Origin of the sequence: Streptomyces sp. NPDC015127, from assembly GCF_043080095.1 — a bacterium.
Classification (GTDB): Bacteria; Actinomycetota; Actinomycetes; order Streptomycetales; family Streptomycetaceae; genus Streptomyces.
This window is the reverse complement of record NZ_JBIBVE010000012.1, coordinates 1-15,612: the sequence shown is the minus strand read 5'-3', so window position 1 is coordinate 15,612 and position 15,612 is coordinate 1. Positions and strand designations below refer to the sequence as shown.

Annotated in this window: 18 protein-coding genes; 8 read left to right on the top strand and 10 right to left on the bottom strand. The window is 69.2% G+C overall.

Annotated features, from left to right (window positions below):
• Window positions 1-143 precede the first annotated feature (143 nt).
• Together ACF08N_RS23480 and ACF08N_RS23475 are read right to left on the bottom strand one after the other, a co-directional pair.
• A complete protein-coding gene (locus ACF08N_RS23480) occupies window positions 144-1,142 on the bottom strand; it encodes an anion permease (RefSeq protein WP_392326629.1) in 999 nt (332 codons plus the stop codon).
• Between the two features lie 5 nt (window positions 1,143-1,147).
• Complete coding sequence (locus tag ACF08N_RS23475) at window positions 1,148-1,768, bottom strand: DUF47 domain-containing protein (protein WP_392326628.1); 621 nt, start codon at window positions 1,766-1,768, stop codon at window positions 1,148-1,150.
• 194 nt (window positions 1,769-1,962) lie between these two features.
• On the opposite strand from ACF08N_RS23475, the gene ACF08N_RS23470 reads away from it, so the two are divergent.
• Complete coding sequence (locus ACF08N_RS23470) at window positions 1,963-2,307, top strand: metal-sensitive transcriptional regulator (RefSeq protein WP_392326627.1); 345 nt, start codon at window positions 1,963-1,965, stop codon at window positions 2,305-2,307.
• Window positions 2,308-2,443: 136 nt separating this feature from the next.
• Here the strand turns inward: ACF08N_RS23470 and ACF08N_RS23465 are convergent, their stop codons facing one another.
• Both ACF08N_RS23465 and ACF08N_RS23460 read right to left on the bottom strand, forming a co-directional pair.
• On the bottom strand, window positions 2,444-2,635 hold the full coding sequence (locus tag ACF08N_RS23465; RefSeq protein WP_392326626.1) for a hypothetical protein: 192 nt from the start codon (window positions 2,633-2,635) through the stop codon (window positions 2,444-2,446).
• 141 nt (window positions 2,636-2,776) lie between these two features.
• The gene (locus ACF08N_RS23460; RefSeq protein WP_392326625.1) at window positions 2,777-3,601 is read right to left on the bottom strand and encodes a hypothetical protein; all 825 of its coding nucleotides are present in this window, start codon (window positions 3,599-3,601) and stop codon (window positions 2,777-2,779) included.
• Window positions 3,602-3,757: 156 nt separating this feature from the next.
• Between ACF08N_RS23460 and ACF08N_RS23455 the strand changes: the two genes are divergently transcribed.
• A complete protein-coding gene (locus ACF08N_RS23455) occupies window positions 3,758-3,922 on the top strand; it encodes a hypothetical protein (protein WP_392326624.1) in 165 nt (54 codons plus the stop codon).
• A gap of 74 nt (window positions 3,923-3,996) precedes the next feature.
• Complete coding sequence (locus ACF08N_RS23450) at window positions 3,997-5,574, top strand: FAD-binding oxidoreductase (RefSeq protein WP_392326623.1); 1,578 nt, start codon at window positions 3,997-3,999, stop codon at window positions 5,572-5,574.
• 131 nt (window positions 5,575-5,705) lie between these two features.
• Here the strand turns inward: ACF08N_RS23450 and ACF08N_RS23445 are convergent, their stop codons facing one another.
• The 3 genes from ACF08N_RS23445 to ACF08N_RS23435 form a co-directional block, all read right to left on the bottom strand.
• Window positions 5,706-6,449, bottom strand: a complete 744-nt coding sequence (locus tag ACF08N_RS23445; RefSeq protein WP_392326622.1) for a phosphatase PAP2 family protein — start codon at window positions 6,447-6,449, stop codon at window positions 5,706-5,708.
• Between the two features lie 292 nt (window positions 6,450-6,741).
• Window positions 6,742-7,755 carry an NlpC/P60 family protein gene (locus ACF08N_RS23440; RefSeq protein WP_392326621.1) on the bottom strand — a complete coding sequence of 338 codons (1,014 nt, stop codon included), beginning with the start codon at window positions 7,753-7,755 and terminating at the stop codon, window positions 6,742-6,744.
• A 166-nt stretch (window positions 7,756-7,921) separates the two neighbouring features.
• Window positions 7,922-8,740, bottom strand: a complete 819-nt coding sequence (locus ACF08N_RS23435) for an SAM-dependent methyltransferase (protein ID WP_392326620.1) — start codon at window positions 8,738-8,740, stop codon at window positions 7,922-7,924.
• 231 nt (window positions 8,741-8,971) lie between these two features.
• On the opposite strand from ACF08N_RS23435, the gene ACF08N_RS23430 reads away from it, so the two are divergent.
• Entirely contained in the window at window positions 8,972-9,163 is a 192-nt protein-coding gene (locus tag ACF08N_RS23430; protein WP_392326619.1) for a hypothetical protein, read from the top strand.
• A gap of 142 nt (window positions 9,164-9,305) precedes the next feature.
• Window positions 9,306-10,100 (top strand): thioesterase family protein, encoded by a 795-nt coding sequence (locus ACF08N_RS23425; protein WP_392326618.1) that lies wholly within the window; start codon window positions 9,306-9,308, stop codon window positions 10,098-10,100.
• A 158-nt stretch (window positions 10,101-10,258) separates the two neighbouring features.
• On the opposite strand, the gene ACF08N_RS23420 is transcribed toward ACF08N_RS23425, so the two are convergent.
• Window positions 10,259-10,675 carry an ATP-binding protein gene (locus ACF08N_RS23420; protein ID WP_392326617.1) on the bottom strand — a complete coding sequence of 139 codons (417 nt, stop codon included), beginning with the start codon at window positions 10,673-10,675 and terminating at the stop codon, window positions 10,259-10,261.
• A 195-nt stretch (window positions 10,676-10,870) separates the two neighbouring features.
• Between ACF08N_RS23420 and ACF08N_RS23415 the strand changes: the two genes are divergently transcribed.
• From ACF08N_RS23415 to ACF08N_RS23405, 3 genes are all read left to right on the top strand, one after another.
• Complete coding sequence (locus ACF08N_RS23415; protein ID WP_392326616.1) at window positions 10,871-11,722, top strand: helix-turn-helix domain-containing protein; 852 nt, start codon at window positions 10,871-10,873, stop codon at window positions 11,720-11,722.
• 11 nt (window positions 11,723-11,733) lie between these two features.
• Entirely contained in the window at window positions 11,734-12,051 is a 318-nt protein-coding gene (locus tag ACF08N_RS23410; RefSeq protein WP_392326615.1) for a DUF397 domain-containing protein, read from the top strand.
• A gap of 269 nt (window positions 12,052-12,320) precedes the next feature.
• Window positions 12,321-12,929 (top strand): hypothetical protein, encoded by a 609-nt coding sequence (locus ACF08N_RS23405; protein ID WP_392326614.1) that lies wholly within the window; start codon window positions 12,321-12,323, stop codon window positions 12,927-12,929.
• A 142-nt stretch (window positions 12,930-13,071) separates the two neighbouring features.
• Here the strand turns inward: ACF08N_RS23405 and ACF08N_RS23400 are convergent, their stop codons facing one another.
• A complete protein-coding gene (locus ACF08N_RS23400) occupies window positions 13,072-13,704 on the bottom strand; it encodes a hypothetical protein (RefSeq protein ID WP_392326613.1) in 633 nt (210 codons plus the stop codon).
• Between the two features lie 15 nt (window positions 13,705-13,719).
• Window positions 13,720-15,612, bottom strand: a 1,893-nt coding sequence (locus ACF08N_RS23395; RefSeq protein WP_392326612.1) for an RHS repeat-associated core domain-containing protein, incomplete at its 5' end; no start/stop codon positions are given.

Sequence of the window (15,612 nt, the reverse complement as noted above, 5' to 3'; positions counted from 1 at the left end):
TACGGGTCCGGGGCGGAGCCCCGGACGCGGGATGGGAGTACCTCCCACGGCCGCCGGGCCGCAGGAGGAGGGCGGGGAGGGGCAAGCAAAAGGGCCCAGCCACCCCCCAGGTGACCGGGCCCCACCGTGCAACAACCCCCGCGTCAGCCGAAGATCACGTACACGACCCCGTAGCTCAGCGCAGCCACCGCCGCCGCCGCCGGCATCGTGATGAACCACCCCAGGACGATGTTCTTCGCGACACCCCACCGCACCGCGTTCACCCGCTTCGTCGCCCCGACACCCATGATCGCCGAGGTGATCACATGCGTCGTCGAGATCGGCGCGTGGAACAGGAACGCCGAGCCGAACATGATCGACGCCCCCGTCGTCTCCGCCGCGAACCCCTGCGGCGGATCCAGTTCGATGATCTTGCGGCCCAGCGTCCGCATGATGCGCCAGCCGCCCGCGTACGTACCCAGCGACAGCATCAGCGCGCAGGCGATCTTCACCCACGTCGGGATCGGGTCGCCCGCGTTCTCCACATCGGCGATGACCAGGGCCATCACCACGATGCCCATGGTCTTCTGCGCGTCCTGGAGACCGTGGCCGAGGGCCATGCCGGCCGCAGACACGGTCTGCGCGATACGGAAACCGCGCTTCGCCTTGTGCGGATTGGCGTTCCGGAACATCCACAGGATGGCGACCATCACCAGATAGCCGGCGATCATGCCGACGAAGGGCGACACGAACATCGGGATGACGATCTTCTCGAGCACCCCGGTCCAGATCACGTCCGTACCGCCCGCGAGCGCCGCGCCGACCATCCCGCCGAACAGCGCGTGGGACGACGAGGACGGCAGACCGAAGTACCAGGTGATCAGGTTCCACACGATCGCGCCGACGAGCGCGGCGAACAGGATGCCCATGCCGCGGTCGCCGTGCGGGGTCGCGATGAGCCCCTCACTGACGGTCTTGGCGACGCCCTGTCCGAGGAACGCACCTGCCAGGTTCATCACCGCGGCCATCGCCAGCGCCACGCGCGGCGTCAGCGCACGCGTGGAGACGGAGGTCGCGATCGCGTTCGCGGAGTCGTGGAAGCCGTTGGTGTACGTGAATCCGAGCGCGACACCAATGGTCACGATCAGGGCAAACGTGTCCACGAAGCTCAGGACTCCTTGACCGCGATGGTCTCCACCGTGTTCGCGACGTGCTCGAACGCGTCGGCGGCCTCTTCGAGCACGTCCACGATCTGCTTGAGCTTGAGCACCTCGATGGCGTCGTACTTGCCGTTGAAGAGCTGGGCGAGCAGCTTGCGGTGGATCTGGTCCGCCTGGTTCTCCAGCCGGTTGACCTCGATCCAGTACTCGGTGAGGTTGTCCATGGTCCGCAGGTGCGGCATGGCCTCGGCGGTCAGTTCGGCCGCCCGCGCCAGGACCTCGATCTGCTGCTCGACGCCCTTGGGCAGTTCCTCGACGTTGTAGAGGACGACGAGGTCGACTGCCTCCTCCATGAAGTCCATGATGTCGTCGAGCGACGATGCGAGTGAGTAGATGTCCTCGCGGTCGAACGGCGTGATGAACGAGGAGTTCAGCTGGTGGAAGATCGCATGGGTGGCGTCGTCCCCGGCGTGCTCGGCTGCCCTCATCCGTTCCGCGATCTCGGCCCGGGCGGAGGACTCCGCACCGAGCAGTTCCATCAGGAGCTTCGAGCCGGTCACGATGTTGTCCGCGGATGCGGCGAACATGTCGTAGAAGCTCGTCTCCCTGGGGGTCAGACGAAAACGCACGTGGGGTCCTCGGGGTGCTTTGGATTGGGTCAGGCTGATGCTAGGCGCATCATCCGGCCACGGCTAACCGGCAAGGTCCCAGTGTCGCCCATGAACCACCGTGATCAGCACAGACCCCCACGGGTTTCCGCACGATTCGCTACCATATACCCACGAGGGGTATACAACCCCTTTCTGTACCACGGGAGGACGCGATGACGACCACCGAGGCGGCCGGCCCCCCGGTCACGGACCCCGCCACCGACCACGACCAGGGCGTGCACGGCTACCACAAGCAGAAGGACGAGCACCTCAAGCGGCTGCGCCGTATCGAGGGGCAGATCCGGGGCCTGCAGCGGATGGTCGACGAGGACGTCTACTGCATCGACATACTCACCCAGGTCTCGGCCTCGACCAAGGCGCTGCAGTCCTTCGCGCTCCAGCTCCTGGAGGAGCACCTGCGGCACTGCGTCGCGGACGCGGCCGTCAAGGGAGGCGCCGAGGTCGACGCCAAGGTGGAGGAGGCGACGAAGGCGATCGCCCGTCTCCTGCGCACCTGACGAGGAGTTCCGTCCCGATTCGCGCCGTCCCGCACCGCCCCGCGCCGTGGTCGCCCACGCACCGCGGGGCGGCGTGAGTGGCTTGATCCATACGTTCGGTTCCTCCACCCCTCCCCGAACCGGGGAGTGGCGATCATCACCCGCCGAGCGCCCCCGCGGTCCCCTCCGCCGAGACCATCAGCACCTCGTCGATACGGTCGGCACTGAGCCGGTCCTCGTCGGCGGCGGAGGCGGCGATCATGAGCTCACCGCACAGTTCGATCTCGGCGAGGGCGACGGCCACGTGGTCCTCCTGGACCGTCGTCGTACTGGGCGGAGCCACGTGCAATCACCTCTTCCGGCCGATGTCGGTTCCCTAGCGTAGGGAGCGGGACACACACCGCGCATGGCACGTCCGGACCATTTGGACCCTGGCCTTCCCGGGCCGCCCCTCGGCGCCGACCGTACGCCGCCCCCGTGCAGCCGCCGCTCAGACCTTGACCTTGCCGGAGTAGATGTCCTTCCGGTCCGGGAGCCGTACCTCCACCGGGGTCCCGAAGTCGAACAGCACGGTGGTCGAGGTGACCGCCACCGTCCGGCCGTCGTTCGAAAAGCTGAAACGATGCCGCACCTTGCGCAGCAGGCCCGACTCGTCGAGATACGCGTCGAACGGGACCACATCCCTGGTGAACCCTTTCGCCGCCGCCGCCAGCGACGCCCGCGCGTGCGGTTCGGCGCTCCTCGCCGCCCGGCCGATGTCCGTCGTGCCCCGGAAGTGCCGCACCTTCTCGCCGGAGATCTCCGTCTCCCCCACGTACGTCACGTGCTCGGCGGCGCGCAGCAGCTCGGCGGCGGCAAGCGGGTCGGTCGCGCCGCCGGTGACGAGGTTCCCGTCCGCAAGCGCGGTGGTGTCGACCCGCACCCACTTGTCCGCGGGCACCCCGGCGCCGCGGTTCTTCATGTAGAGCGCGCCCGGCGTCAGCAGCTCCGTGATCGGCTTGTGCCCGGCCTCACCGGCGGGGTCCGGCGGCAGGACGACCGTCAGCCGGCCCATGCGCCGGGCGAAGTCGTAACCGCCCTCGCCGCGGATGGTGACCCGGGTGCCGCCGGTCGCCATCTCCATCGACGTGCGCGCCCGGGAGCTCTTCGCCGCCGCCAGCGCGTCCGCCGCCCTGCGGATCTCGTCGGTGGCGCCCCGGCCCTTGGTGTCCTCGACGGCACCCGCGCCGGAGCACCCGGTGGCGGCCATCACCCCCACCACGGTCGCCGCGACGGCGACCGCGCCGCCCCTGCGCCTGTGCTGCTGCACCACCATCGCCTGCCAACCCCCAACGCCGGACCCCTGCTTGGACACCCTTCCCCTCGGCCCCAAGAGGGCCTGGGGATACCCCTACGCATAACGACGGCCCGGTCACCTCGTCACGCCGGGCCCCGGGCATCGCGACACGCTGGGCCGCAGTACGGTTGACAAGTGCCTCAGCAGGACCCGCCCGCCGGTCATCCGGCGCACGTCACCACGACCGTCGAGCGTGGCTCCTTCGCGGTCGCCCGTTGCAGCTGCGGCTGGTCGGGTCCCGCGAGGAGGTCCCGCGACCGGGCACGTACGGACGCCCGTGCGCACGCCACCACCTCCTGACACGCCCCGGAGACCGGCAGGGGCTCGCGGGAACCCGCCCCGGCCCCGTACCGTCTCCTCTCCCAGGAGGCCCCATGGACCGTCGTGCGCTGCTCACCACCGCTGTTGCTGTCACCACCGCTCTGACCACCGCTGCCTGCAGCCGCGGCGGCGGTACCCCCGAGGCGAGCGGCACCACGACGCCTGCCACCCGTACGCCGGTGGCCGGGCGGACGTCCGCACGCCCGGCCGGCCCCGCCGACTGGACCGCGCTCGCCCGCGGTCTCGACGGGAAACTGGTCCGGCCCGGCGACGCGGACTACCCGAGCGCCCGGCAGCTGTACAACACCCGCTTCGACGGGCAGAAACCGGCCGCGGTCGCGTACGTAGCGGGCGAGGACGACATCAAGGAGTGCCTGGCGTACGCGAAGGCGCACGGCACGCCGGTGTCCATCCGCAACGGCGGCCACTCCTACGGCGGTTGGTCGTCCGGCAACGGCCGGCTCGTCGTCGACGTGTCGTCGCTGGACCGCATCGCCGCCGACGGCGCCATCGGCGCGGGCGCCAAACTCATCGACGTCTACAGGGTCCTCGCCCGCCGCGGCCGCACGATCCCCGCGGGCTCGTGCCCCACGGTCGGCATCTCCGGCCTCACCCTCGGCGGCGGCCACGGTGTGACCTCGCGCGCCTACGGTCTGACCTGCGACAGCCTGACCGAGGCGACGCTCGTCACGGCCGACGGCAGAACGCTGACCGCGAGCGCCACGGAGAACAAGGACCTCTTCTGGGCGCTGCGCGGCGGCGGGAACGGCAACTTCGGGGTGGTGACCGGCTTCCGTTTCCGTACGCACCCGACGCCGGCGACCGTCAGCGCCTTTCTGACCTGGCCCTGGTCCAGGGCCGCCGCCGTCCTCGGCGCCTGGCAGCGCTGGGGTCCGGGGCTGCCCGACGAGATCTGGTCGTCGCTGCACCTGGCCGCCGGTCCGGGCGGCGTGCGGCCGACGCTGTCCGTCGCCGCCTTCACCCTCGGCGACGAGGGCGAGCTGCGGAACGCCCTCGACCGCCTCGCCGACGCCGTGGGCTCCCCCGCGTCCTCGGTGGCGCTTCGGACGCGCAGCTATCTGGACGCGATGCTCTCCTACGGGGGCTGCCTCTCCCTCACGGACGCCCAGTGCCGCCTGCCCGGCACCACCCCGGGCCGCAGCAAGCAGGGTGCGCTGCCGCGCGAGACGTACGCGGCGGCCTCGGACTTCTTCGACCGCGACCTCTCCCCGGCCGGCCGGCAGGCGCTGATCGCGGCGGCCGAGGCGTTCACCCGCATCCCCGCGAACCGGGGCGGCGGAGGCGGTTCGATCGCGCTGACCGCACTCGGCGGCGCGGTGAACCGGGTGGACCCGCTGGCCACGTCGTTCGTGCACCGGCGCTCACGGATGCTGGCCCAGTACATCGCTGCCTGGCAGCCGGGCACGTCCGGCTCGGCCCAGCAGTCCTGGCTGAAGGACGCCCACGCGTCGATGCGGCGGTACGCGTCGGGTGCGGCGTACCAGAACTACGCGGACCCGAACCTGCCCAACTGGCGCCAGGCCTACTACGGTCCGGCGGCGGACCGCCTCACGCGCCTGAAGCACCGGTACGACCCGGACGGCCTCTTCGCCCACCCGCAGGGCCTGTAGACGCGAGGGGACACCGAGGCACGCACGGAGAGGCCCTAGGGGGTGTCCGGTGGACTCGGCCCCTGCGGGCCTGGGGAGACCCCATGCACCAGACGCCGCGTCCTGTCCGGCCCAGATCCGCCGGACACCCCCTACGCCGCGAGGCCGTTCTCGCCCGGGCCCGCCTCCTCCGTGCGCGGCTCCGGGATGTCCAGCGGTTCCGTGACCAGTGCCGCGGCGGCGGCCCGCCGGGAGCGCACGAGCCAGGACAGCCGGCGCGAGGCCGCGATCGCGGACACGAGCGGGGTGAGCAGCGCCAGGGCGAGCGGGGCGAGCAGCAGGGTCACGGCGGTGCCGAGCGCGAAGCCGCCGATGACGTCGGTCGGGTAGTGCACGCCCATGTAGACGCGGCAGAAGCCCTCGGCCACGGCGAGGCCGAGCGCGGCGAGCCCGAAGCCGCGGTGGGCGACGAAGAGTCCGGCACCGATCGCCATCGCCATCGTGGCGTGGTCGCTGACGAAGGAGAAGTCGGTCTTGCCCGCGACGAGGACCTCCAGGCCCTCGTGGTCGACGAACGGCCGGGGCCGTTCGACGAATCCGCGGATGGGGATGTTGACCAGCAGGGCGATGCCGGCCGCCAGCGGCGTCCAGACGAGTCCGGCCACCGCGGCGACCGAGTCGTCGGCGGTGCCGCGCCTGCGGACGCTCCACCAGCACCAGAGGGTGACCAGCACCAGGCCGAGCATGATGCCGTACTCGCCGACGAACTCCATGGTCCGGTCGAACCAGCCGGGCGCGTCCTTGGCCAGGCCGTTGATGTCGTAGAGCAGCCCGACGTCGGGGTTCGTCCCGCCCCTCGTCTCCGTCAGGGGGAACCCGATTGCGAGTCCAGACATCTGCCGCGGCCCCTTGCCTTGTGCCACCGGCGCACCGCCTGTGCGCCGTTCTGCCGACCCCCGTGGTCAGTCCGGTGTGTGCTGCATGGTCAGTGCGGCCGTTCCTGTTCAGGGAACGACGTCATCCCCGGTGTCGTTCCACTCTCCACCGAAAGATCACCATGACGTTATCGAAGAGTGATGCTCCCCCAGAGCTTCGCCCGGGAGGTATCCCCACGCAGCTCAGAGCCCCGGCGGAGAGGTCGCATTCCAGCCACCGAGGCCACCGGAGCCGCCGCCGGGGAGAGCTGCCTCACGCCGCCGGCAGGTCGGTCGGCAGCGCCTCCGCGCCCTCCTTGGTGACACGGGTCGCGCCGAAGTAGTCCGGGGTGTCGATCTTGTCGAATCGGATCACCGCGCCGGTATACGGAGCGTTGATCATGTACCCGCCGCCGACGTAGAGGCCGACGTGCCGGATCGCCCGCGAGTTGGTCAGGTCGTCCGAGAAGAAGACCAGGTCGCCCGGCAGCAGTTCGTCGCGCGAGGGGTGCGGACCGGCGTTGTACTGGTCGTTGGCCACCCGTGGCAGCTCGATGCCGACGGTCCGGTACGCGGCCTGGGTGAGGCCCGAGCAGTCGAAGCGGCCGTCCTGCTCGGGCGTGCCGTTGCCGCCCCACAGGTACTTGGTGCCGAGCTTCTTCTGGGCGAAGTAGATGGCCCCTGCGGCCTGCCGGGACGGCTCCACCCGTCCGACGGGCCGGGCGAAGCTCTTCTCCAGGCTGCGGATGACCTTCACGTAGTTCTGCGTCTCGCGGTACGGCGGGACGCCGCCGTACTTGATGACCGCATACGCGCCCGCGTTGTAGGCGGCGAGCATGTTGTCGGTCGGATCACCGGGCGCCTTGCGAACATATCCAGCCAGTTCGCAGTCATACGAAGCGGCGGACGGAATCGCGTCGGCCGGGTCCCACACATCGCGGTCGCCGTCCTTGTCGCCGTCGATGCCGTGCGTCGCCCACGTCCCCGGGATGAACTGCGCGATGCCCTGCGCGGTGGCCGGGCTCTGCGCCTTCGGGTTCCAGCCGCTCTCCTGGTAGAGCTGGGCGGCGAGGAGGGCCGGGTTGATGGCGGGGCAGAGGTTCCCCCACTTCTGCACCAGCGGCTGGTACAGCGCGGGCACAGCGCCCTTGGCGAGCCCCACGGCACCGCCCTTGACGCCGCCGCCGAACAGCCCTGCGGCGGCCGAGTACGTCCCGACGACGAGCAGCGCGACGAAGCTCAGACACAGCCCGATCGACGCGCCCGCGACCAGCCACGCCTTACGCACCGTCAATCACCCTTCACCCCACGGCAGTCCACCCGGAAGTCAGTGTAGGTGTCCCGCCCCGCCGCGCCAGGGCGCGCCGCCACGCCTTGCGTCGCCCCGATGCGCCCGCCGCGCCCCGTCCGCACGCCCCCCTCCGCACGCCCCGCCGTTTTCGCGCCTGACGCCGCTATCCCTTGCGTCCGACGCCGCCGTACATCGCCACCTCGGCCGGGGCGGCCAGGGTCTCCTCGTCCGGCCGCCAGCGGTTGCACGACACCACGCCGGGTCCGAGCAGTTCCAGCCCGTCGAAGTAGCGGGTGACCTGCTGCGGGGTGCGCTGGGTCAGGCGCGGCGTGCCGTTCTCGTTCCAGAACGCCACCGCCGCGTCCACGTCCGGCATGTCGGGGCTGGTGATCGTGTGCGACAGCACCAGATGACTGCCGGCCGGCAGCGCGTCCATGAGCCGGCGCACCACCGCGTACGACTCCTCGTCGTCCTCGACGAAGATGACGACTCCGAGCAGCATCAGCGCCACGGGCCGCGTGAGATCGAGCGTCTTGGCGGCCTGTTCGAGGATGGTGTCCGTGTCCCGCAGGTCGGCGTCGAGGTAGTCGGTGCGGCCCTCGGGCGTGCCGGTGAGCAGGGCGCGCGCGTGGACGAGGACGAGCGGGTCGTTGTCGACGTAGACGATGCGCGCGTCGGGTGCGATGCGCTGGGCCACCTGGTGCGTGTTCTCGGCGCTCGGCAGCCCGGTGCCGATGTCGAGGAACTGCCGGATGCCGGCCTCGGCCGCGAGGTGGCGTACGGCCCGGCCGAGGAAGCGCCGGTCGGCGAGCGCGTAGTCCCCGATGCCGGGGTGCAGGGCGCGGATCTGGTCGCCCGCGGCGCGGTCGACGGGGTAGTTGTCCTTGCCGCCGGTCCAGTAGTTCCAGATCCGGGCGGTGTGGGGCCGGCTGGTGTCGATGCGTGCTCTCAGGTGCGCGTCGTCGGTCACGCCAGGCACCATAGTCAACTCCTCTCTGTAGCAGCAGGGTTGGCGTGAAAAAGAGTCCGCTGCCACGGCCGGGCATACGGTCGGGGAAGGGCAGCGGCGGCGCGGCCGGCGCCGGTTCGCGCGGGCGTACACCCGGGGCAAGTGGTCTGGACCAGTTGCCGCTACTCTGTGTAACGCAGCCAGGAAGGCTGAGGTCAGACCCCCTCCGGTGACCACGGCGGGGCCAGCAACACAGGAGTGCACGTGAAGAACTCTGCGATCGTGACCGACGCGCCGGCTACGGAGGACACGCAGAACAGAGGGCTGAAGGGGGCGATCGCGGCCCGCCGTCAGGGCCGCCGCGACGATGCCGGCGGCACCGCCGCCACGGTGACGTTCATCGCACTGCTGGGCATCGCGGTCGCGCTGCTCGGCTACATGGTGGTCTCCGGCTGAACCCCGCAGCCCACCCGAGGGGCCCGCGTACCGCAAGGAAGCGCGGGCCCCTTGCCGTGCTCCGGCCCCTGGATCACCCGGTTACCGGCAGGTAGCGTGTGCCGTACACCCATCCGCGAGGTGGCAGGGAAGGCGGCCCCGCATGACGGAACCTCAGGCGTTCTACGAGCGGCTCTCCGAGGAGCGCTACGCCCCCACCGAGCACACCCGCGGCCCCTGGGACGCCGCCTCCCAGCACGCGGGCCCTCCCGCCGCGCTCCTGGGCCGCGCCATCGAGGAACGCCCCGGCGCCCGTACGGACATGCGCCTGGCACGCGTCACGTACGAGATCCTGCGCCCGGTGCCCATCGCACCCCTGGAGCTGTCCACCACCGTGGTGCGCGCCGGCCGGAGCGTGGAGGTCGTCGAGGCGACGCTGACACCGGAACGCTCGGACCGGCCCGTGATGCTCGCCCGCGCCCTTCGCGTACGGACCGCTCCCGAACCCGGCCCGTCCGTCACCCAGGGCCCGCTGCTCCCCTCCCCCGAGGACACGGCCCCCACCCCCTTCTTCGGCGTCCCGTGGGACGTCGGCTACCACACGGCGGTCGAGACCCGCTTCGCCGAGGGCGCCTGGCAGGAACAGGGCCCCGGCACGTGCTGGATGCGCATGCGCATGCCCCTCGTCGCGGGCGACGCACCCCGCCCACTGGACCGCGTCCTCGTGGCCGCCGACTCCGGCAACGGGATGAGCAACGTCCTGGACTTCTCACGGCACCTGTTCATCAACCCCGACCTGACGGTCCATCTGCACCGCCACCCGGTGGGCGAATGGGTCTGTGTCGAGGCGCGCACCAGCGTGGACGAGGCAGGCATCGGCCTGGCGGACGCCCGCCTCCACGACGAGAAGGGCCCGATCGGCCGCAGCGCCCAGAGCCTGTTCATCGGGCCGCGCTGAGCGGGGGCCTCAGCGGGGCCGCGTACACGGGCAGGTCACCGGTGGCGAGCCTGAGCGCCAGTGGCTCGGGCAGCGGGACGTCCTCGCCGTACTTGCCGCGCAGGGTGTCCTTGTAGCTGCCGCCGGCCGGCTTCGTGTGCAGGGCCCAGGTCGGCCGATCACGCCCGTCCCCCGCCCAGCTCGACCCAGAGCAGCTTCCCGCCCTGGGGCAACGCGGTCGCTCCCCACGCGTCGGCGCAGTGCGCGACGAGACACAGCCCCCGACCGCCCTCCGCGTCCGGCCCCGGCCGCCGCGGCAGCCCTTCGAAGGGCGCGGGCAGGTCGGGGCTGGTGTCCCACACCCCGAGCCTGATCCGCCCCTGCCCGACGGCCCGCAGCCGGAGCCCGTAGGGGCCGTCGGTGTGCCACAGGGCGTTGGTGACGAGCTCCGAGGCGAGCAACTCGGCGCTCTCGGCGAGCCGCGCCAGGCTGTGGGCGTTCAGGACGGCGCGCAGGGTGTGCCGGGCGATGCCGGGAGCGCGGGGATCCTGCGGGAGTTGGAGGGCGTAGGTCCAGGGCGGGGATACGGTGGGCATGGAAGTCTCCTCGACGGAAGGCGCGTTGTCGCTGGTGATGGTGCGGTGCCTGGTGACCAGGTCGCTCCGTCGAGCGGGGTGCTTCCAGGCGGTGGCCTGAGACACACCGTAGGGCGCTTCATGGAATACATTCCATGAATCCCAAGGAATCCATTCCAGTTACCCTCTTGTGGGTGACCCACTCAGGGAGATTCGATGACGCCGAGCCTCACTCCAACTGCCCGTCGCCAGCGCCTCGGTGCTGAGCTGCGCAAGCTGCGGGAACGAGCCGGCCTCACCGCAACGCAGGCCGCCGCTCTGCTGGGTGGCAACCAGGCAAGGATCAGCAACATCGAGGCCGGTCGGTACGGCGTCAGCGCCGAGCGCGTACGAGCCCTGACCTGCCATTACGACTGCGCCGACACCGAGCTCGTCGACGCACTCGCCGCCATGACCGGAGACCGAAAGCGCGGCTGGTGGGAGGAATACCGCGAGATCCTGTCCAACGGCCTGCTCGACCTGGCCGAACTGGAGCACCACGGCCGCCGCCTGCGCACCGCCCACACCTCCGGCATCCCCGGCCTGCTCCAAACTCTGGACCACGCACGCGAGATCATGCGCCAAGTGGTCCCTGCCCTTCCGCCGTCGGATGTGGAACACCGCATCTCGTTCCGCATCAAGCGACAGGCGGTTCTGGACCGGGAGGACGCCGCCCCCTATCAGGCAGTCATCCACGAGGCCGCCCTGCGCATGAGGTTCGGCGGTCGAAGCGTCGCGGGCCGTCAGCTCCAGCACCTGCTGGACGCGGGACAGCGCGACCACATCACCATCAGAGTGATCCCCTTCGCTGCGGGCGCGTTCCCCGGCTCCGGCCAGCCGCTGTACTACGTCCACGGACCGGTACCCCAACTCGACACGGTCCAGCTGGATCAGGCCCACGGCCCCGTACTGCTGGACGCGGAGGCGCAGTTGCACAAGTACCGTCAGGTCTTCGCCCGACTGGAGAGCCTCGCCCTGGGCGCGACCGAGTCCGCGGACTTCATCCACAACATCGCCAAGGACCTGTGAGGAAACGAGACATGCCCGTCGGCAACTGGCAGAAGTCGTCGTACTGCGGCGAGGGAGAGTCGTGCGTGCACGTGTCCGGCACGGACACCGCAGTCAGCCTCACCGAGAGCAGCGACCCGGATGAGGCGATACTCAACACCACCCGCCGCGCCTTCGCCGCCCTCACGCACGCCCTCAAGACGGGCACGCCGAGCCCCCACATAACCGTGTCCCACACTCCCGACGGCCTCGTCCGCATAGGCGGGGTCGTGACGACGACGGGTCCGAAGTGGGAGACGTTCGTACGGGGCGTCCAGGCCGGCGAGTTCGACCACTTCGGTCGTTCCTGAGGCTGTCCGGTAACTGCCAGCCGGCCTGCGGGCTGTCATAGCGTTCGATCATGACCATGCCTCCGCCGCAGCAGCCGGCCGGACCGTACGGACCGCCGCCTCAGCCACACCCGTACGGCCAGCCGTATCCACAGAGCCCGCCTCAGCCGCATTACGGCCACCCCACCGCGCCTTCGCAGCCGTACGCGCCGTATCCCGGGCAAGCCACCTGGGGGCCTCCGCCACCGGCACCGCGACGCAAGAGCACCGCAGTTCTCACCTTGAGCGTCGTGTTCGGGACGATAGCGGCCGGGCTGGGCCTCTACTTCCTCGCTTACAGAGGAGACGACTCTTCGGAGCCGTTCCCCATGGCCGCGTACCGGCTGACCGTGCCGAAGACGCTCCTGGACGGCGAGTACGAGCTGATCAAGGACGGCTCCTCGGAGGCGAACGCCGACGCGGAGAAGAGCGGTTACGGCGCCGGCCCGGACGCCCGGAACGTCAAGGCGGTCCTCGGCTCCTACAACGGCACCAGCAGCACGAGGCAGAGCGGGGCCGTCATCACCGGCATGTACGGGCAGTTCCGGAATCCGGAGCAGCCCCGCGACAGCCTTCTGGACGGGATGCGCAAGGGCGACGGCATGAGCGAGCCGAAGCCCGCGCGGACGATCACGCCAACGGGAGCAGACGTCGCGTTCAAGTGCACCGTGATGCTGTCGAAGGACACGGATGGCACGTCCACCATTCCGGTCTGCGCGTGGGGCGACGAGAACACGGCCGCGTACGTCGCCTTCCTCACGCCCGCTTCAGACGCGCAGGACCCGGACTCCGTCGATCTGGACGCGATCGCACGGCAGGTGCAGAAGATCCGCGAGGAAGTGCGTCAGCCGATCGGCTGACGCCATGCCGTCATGCCTGCGCAGAGCACCCCCTCGCCATTATGGCTCACCGGGGACCGCTCAGGCGAGGTCAACCTCTGGGCTGTCCCCTCCCGCCGAGTAAAGCAGCACGGCTCGTTGGACAGATCGATCATCGACCCATTCATTCCCCAATAAGCATTTTCTCCAGTACGTGCGCATACCTCCGGAATTTTCGCTTAATTTCCTCAGGAGACTTAGAGGAAGGGATCAGGACTTGAGGCAAGAATGCAACACGCCACATTCGAAAGATGTCGAAAACTGGCCGTTCTCCATCAATCCCCACCAATGCAGCAGCGAGGCCAGTAACTTTAATAATGAGTTCCGATGTCGACTCTACGTTGTGTGCCCTGTGTGACGCAGTTCCCACCAGCGCTTGCATCAGGTTCACCAATTGAAGATCGGATCCGACCCGTACCATTCTCCGCACAGCAGAAGGTTCATCGAGCCGCGGCGAGAATTCGTCGATGCAGGCGGACCATAGAAGCAGGGATGGGGCTGTGATTTCATGCTCACGATGCCACCCAAGGTCGTCAACAATCGCCATGGTCTCGTCATGAAAATCACCGACCTCTCGGACGGCGATCAAGATTTGATCCAGTTCGCTGCGATGACGTTCGACGAAGTCGCCTACAGAAACCTGACGCAGGGGCTGCTGGCGTGCTGCAGCAACAGCACCCAGCTCCACGATTCCGCCTAGAGGGCCGAAAACTTCCCTCGCGAGCGACGTTTCAGATGATGTGAACGAGTTTGCCATCTTTCCTCACGACATCTAGAAGAGCCCCATAAAGTGCTGAACTATCGCCTCACGCTGCGATAGGACTCGCAAATCACTATTGAGGTACTGCAGGTCGTCGACAGAGTTCACGAAGTACTCTGGCAAATTTCCTGCCGGTCCTTCATGGAGCCTGAGCCAAGCTTCGGCCCTATCTATCGGCACCTGCACTCGCGCGACCATTCCCTCCGGACCGGCATACTGAGTCGCCGCCCGATTGAAATCGTCCGTCAGATAGATCCCAGCATTGGGGGTATATTCACGCTTTGTATTTATTTCCGGGTTCAGCGAAAATTCTTCCCCCTTCCATTCTCGTGTGCCATGATACAGAACCTTGTACGGAGAAAGCCCGAGCGGATCGATCTCCCGGTGAGGGTTTAGAACATAGGCGCCGGGGTTTAGTGCGGGCTCAAGACCAAGAGGATCGTGGGTCAGGTAGCGCGCAGTTTGTGGGTCATAGTGGCGGTGAAAATTGTAGTGGAGGCATGTTTCTGGGTCGAAGTATTGTCCCGGAAATCGGAGAGGCGTGTACGCCGTGCTCGCCCTTGTCCACGCTGTCGCGCCCCAGAGTAGGCCGCGTGTCTGCCACGCCAGCGCGCCCGACTCGTCGATCAGCTCGGTCGGAGTGCCAACGAGGTCTGAGACGATGGAGAAGAAGCGCTCGTCAATCGCTTCCTGTGTTGCGTCCGCCCCGAGGATGCGTTCCGTCTGGGTGAGCGGACGCGAGCCGTTGTGGTCCCAGGTCAGCGTCACCGGGTGCGCGAGGGCCTCTCTGCGGCTGGTCTGTTCGCACAGAGTCGTGCCGTCCCAGGTGAAGTCAATACGCTCCACGACCGTCCGGCCGTCCTGCGCCAGCCGCTGCTTGGAGATCCGACGGCCCAGTGCGTCGTACGCGTACCGCCACACCACCCCGTCTGGTGTGGTCACCGAGCGCATGCGGTCTTCGGCGTCCCATTCGTAGCGCCAGGTGTCCGGCTTGCGGGAGAGGCGGGTCTTCTGGCGGAGGGTGATGCGGCCGAGTGCGTCGTGTTCGTAGCGGATGTTGCCTGCGCGGGTGATCGTGGTGCCGGTGTAGGTGCGGGTGCCGACCGCTTCCTGGCCCGGATGCGCCGCGGGCCAGGATGCCTCCGTCTGGTTGCCCGCTTCGTCGTAGGCGTAGCGCTCGGTCCAGCCTGCGGCCTGGACCGCCGTCACGCGGCCGGCTGCGTCGAGGTCGAAGGTCTTCGCGCCCGCGAGTTGGTCGTCGAGGCCGATGAGGTTGCCGTCGGCGCGATACGTGTAGCCCCGCCGCTGGATGCTGCGGCCGGAGCCGGTGACGTGTTGGCTGGTGAGGCGGCCCATGGTGTCGTACTGGGATGCCAGCGTGACCGTGTCGCCGATGTGGCGGGTGATCTCTTGGCCCGCCGCGTCGTGTTCGAAGGTGAGGGTGCGGCCGGAGGTGGTGAGCGAGGTGCGGCGGCCTGCGGCGTCGTAGGTCCAGGTGCTGACCGCGCCGGTCGGGGTCGTGCGGCCGGTGCGGCGGCCGAGTGCGTCGTACGCGTACGACATGGTGCGGCCGTTGACGGTCTCGGAGACGAGGCGGCCGTGCCGGTCGCGCAGGTATGTGATCGTGGCGTCTGCGTTGACCGCTTCGGCGAGTTGGTCGGTGAAGTCGTACGCGAACGTCGTCACGGCCCCGGCGGTGTCCTTGCGGACGATGCGGTCGAGGTCGTCGCGCTCGTAGCGGATGGTTTGGCCGAGGGCGTCGGTGCGGGCGGTGAGTCGGCCGGCCACGTCCCGCTCGTACGTCAGTGTCCGGTTGTCGAAGTCGGTCTCGGATATGAGGTGTCCGGCCGTGTCGTATGCGTAGTCCCAGGTCAGGCCCTGGGGGTTGAGGACCTGGGTGAGGCG

Bases quoted from the DNA above. Each gene is read 5' to 3' on its own strand.
- ACF08N_RS23470 (WP_392326627.1), top strand. From the start codon at position 1,963: ATGACGACCACCGAGGCGGCCGGCCCCCCGGTCACGGACCCCGCCACC.
- ACF08N_RS23460 (WP_392326625.1), bottom strand. From the start codon at position 3,601: ATGGTGGTGCAGCAGCACAGGCGCAGGGGCGGCGCGGTCGCCGTCGCG.
- ACF08N_RS23450 (WP_392326623.1), top strand. From the start codon at position 3,997: ATGGACCGTCGTGCGCTGCTCACCACCGCTGTTGCTGTCACCACCGCT.
- ACF08N_RS23445 (WP_392326622.1), bottom strand. From the start codon at position 6,449: ATGTCTGGACTCGCAATCGGGTTCCCCCTGACGGAGACGAGGGGCGGG.
- ACF08N_RS23435 (WP_392326620.1), bottom strand. From the start codon at position 8,740: ATGGTGCCTGGCGTGACCGACGACGCGCACCTGAGAGCACGCATCGAC.
- ACF08N_RS23425 (WP_392326618.1), top strand. From the start codon at position 9,306: ATGACGGAACCTCAGGCGTTCTACGAGCGGCTCTCCGAGGAGCGCTAC.
- ACF08N_RS23420 (WP_392326617.1), bottom strand. From the start codon at position 10,675: ATGCCCACCGTATCCCCGCCCTGGACCTACGCCCTCCAACTCCCGCAG.
- ACF08N_RS23415 (WP_392326616.1), top strand. From the start codon at position 10,871: ATGACGCCGAGCCTCACTCCAACTGCCCGTCGCCAGCGCCTCGGTGCT.
- ACF08N_RS23410 (WP_392326615.1), top strand. From the start codon at position 11,734: ATGCCCGTCGGCAACTGGCAGAAGTCGTCGTACTGCGGCGAGGGAGAG.
- ACF08N_RS23400 (WP_392326613.1), bottom strand. From the start codon at position 13,704: ATGGCAAACTCGTTCACATCATCTGAAACGTCGCTCGCGAGGGAAGTT.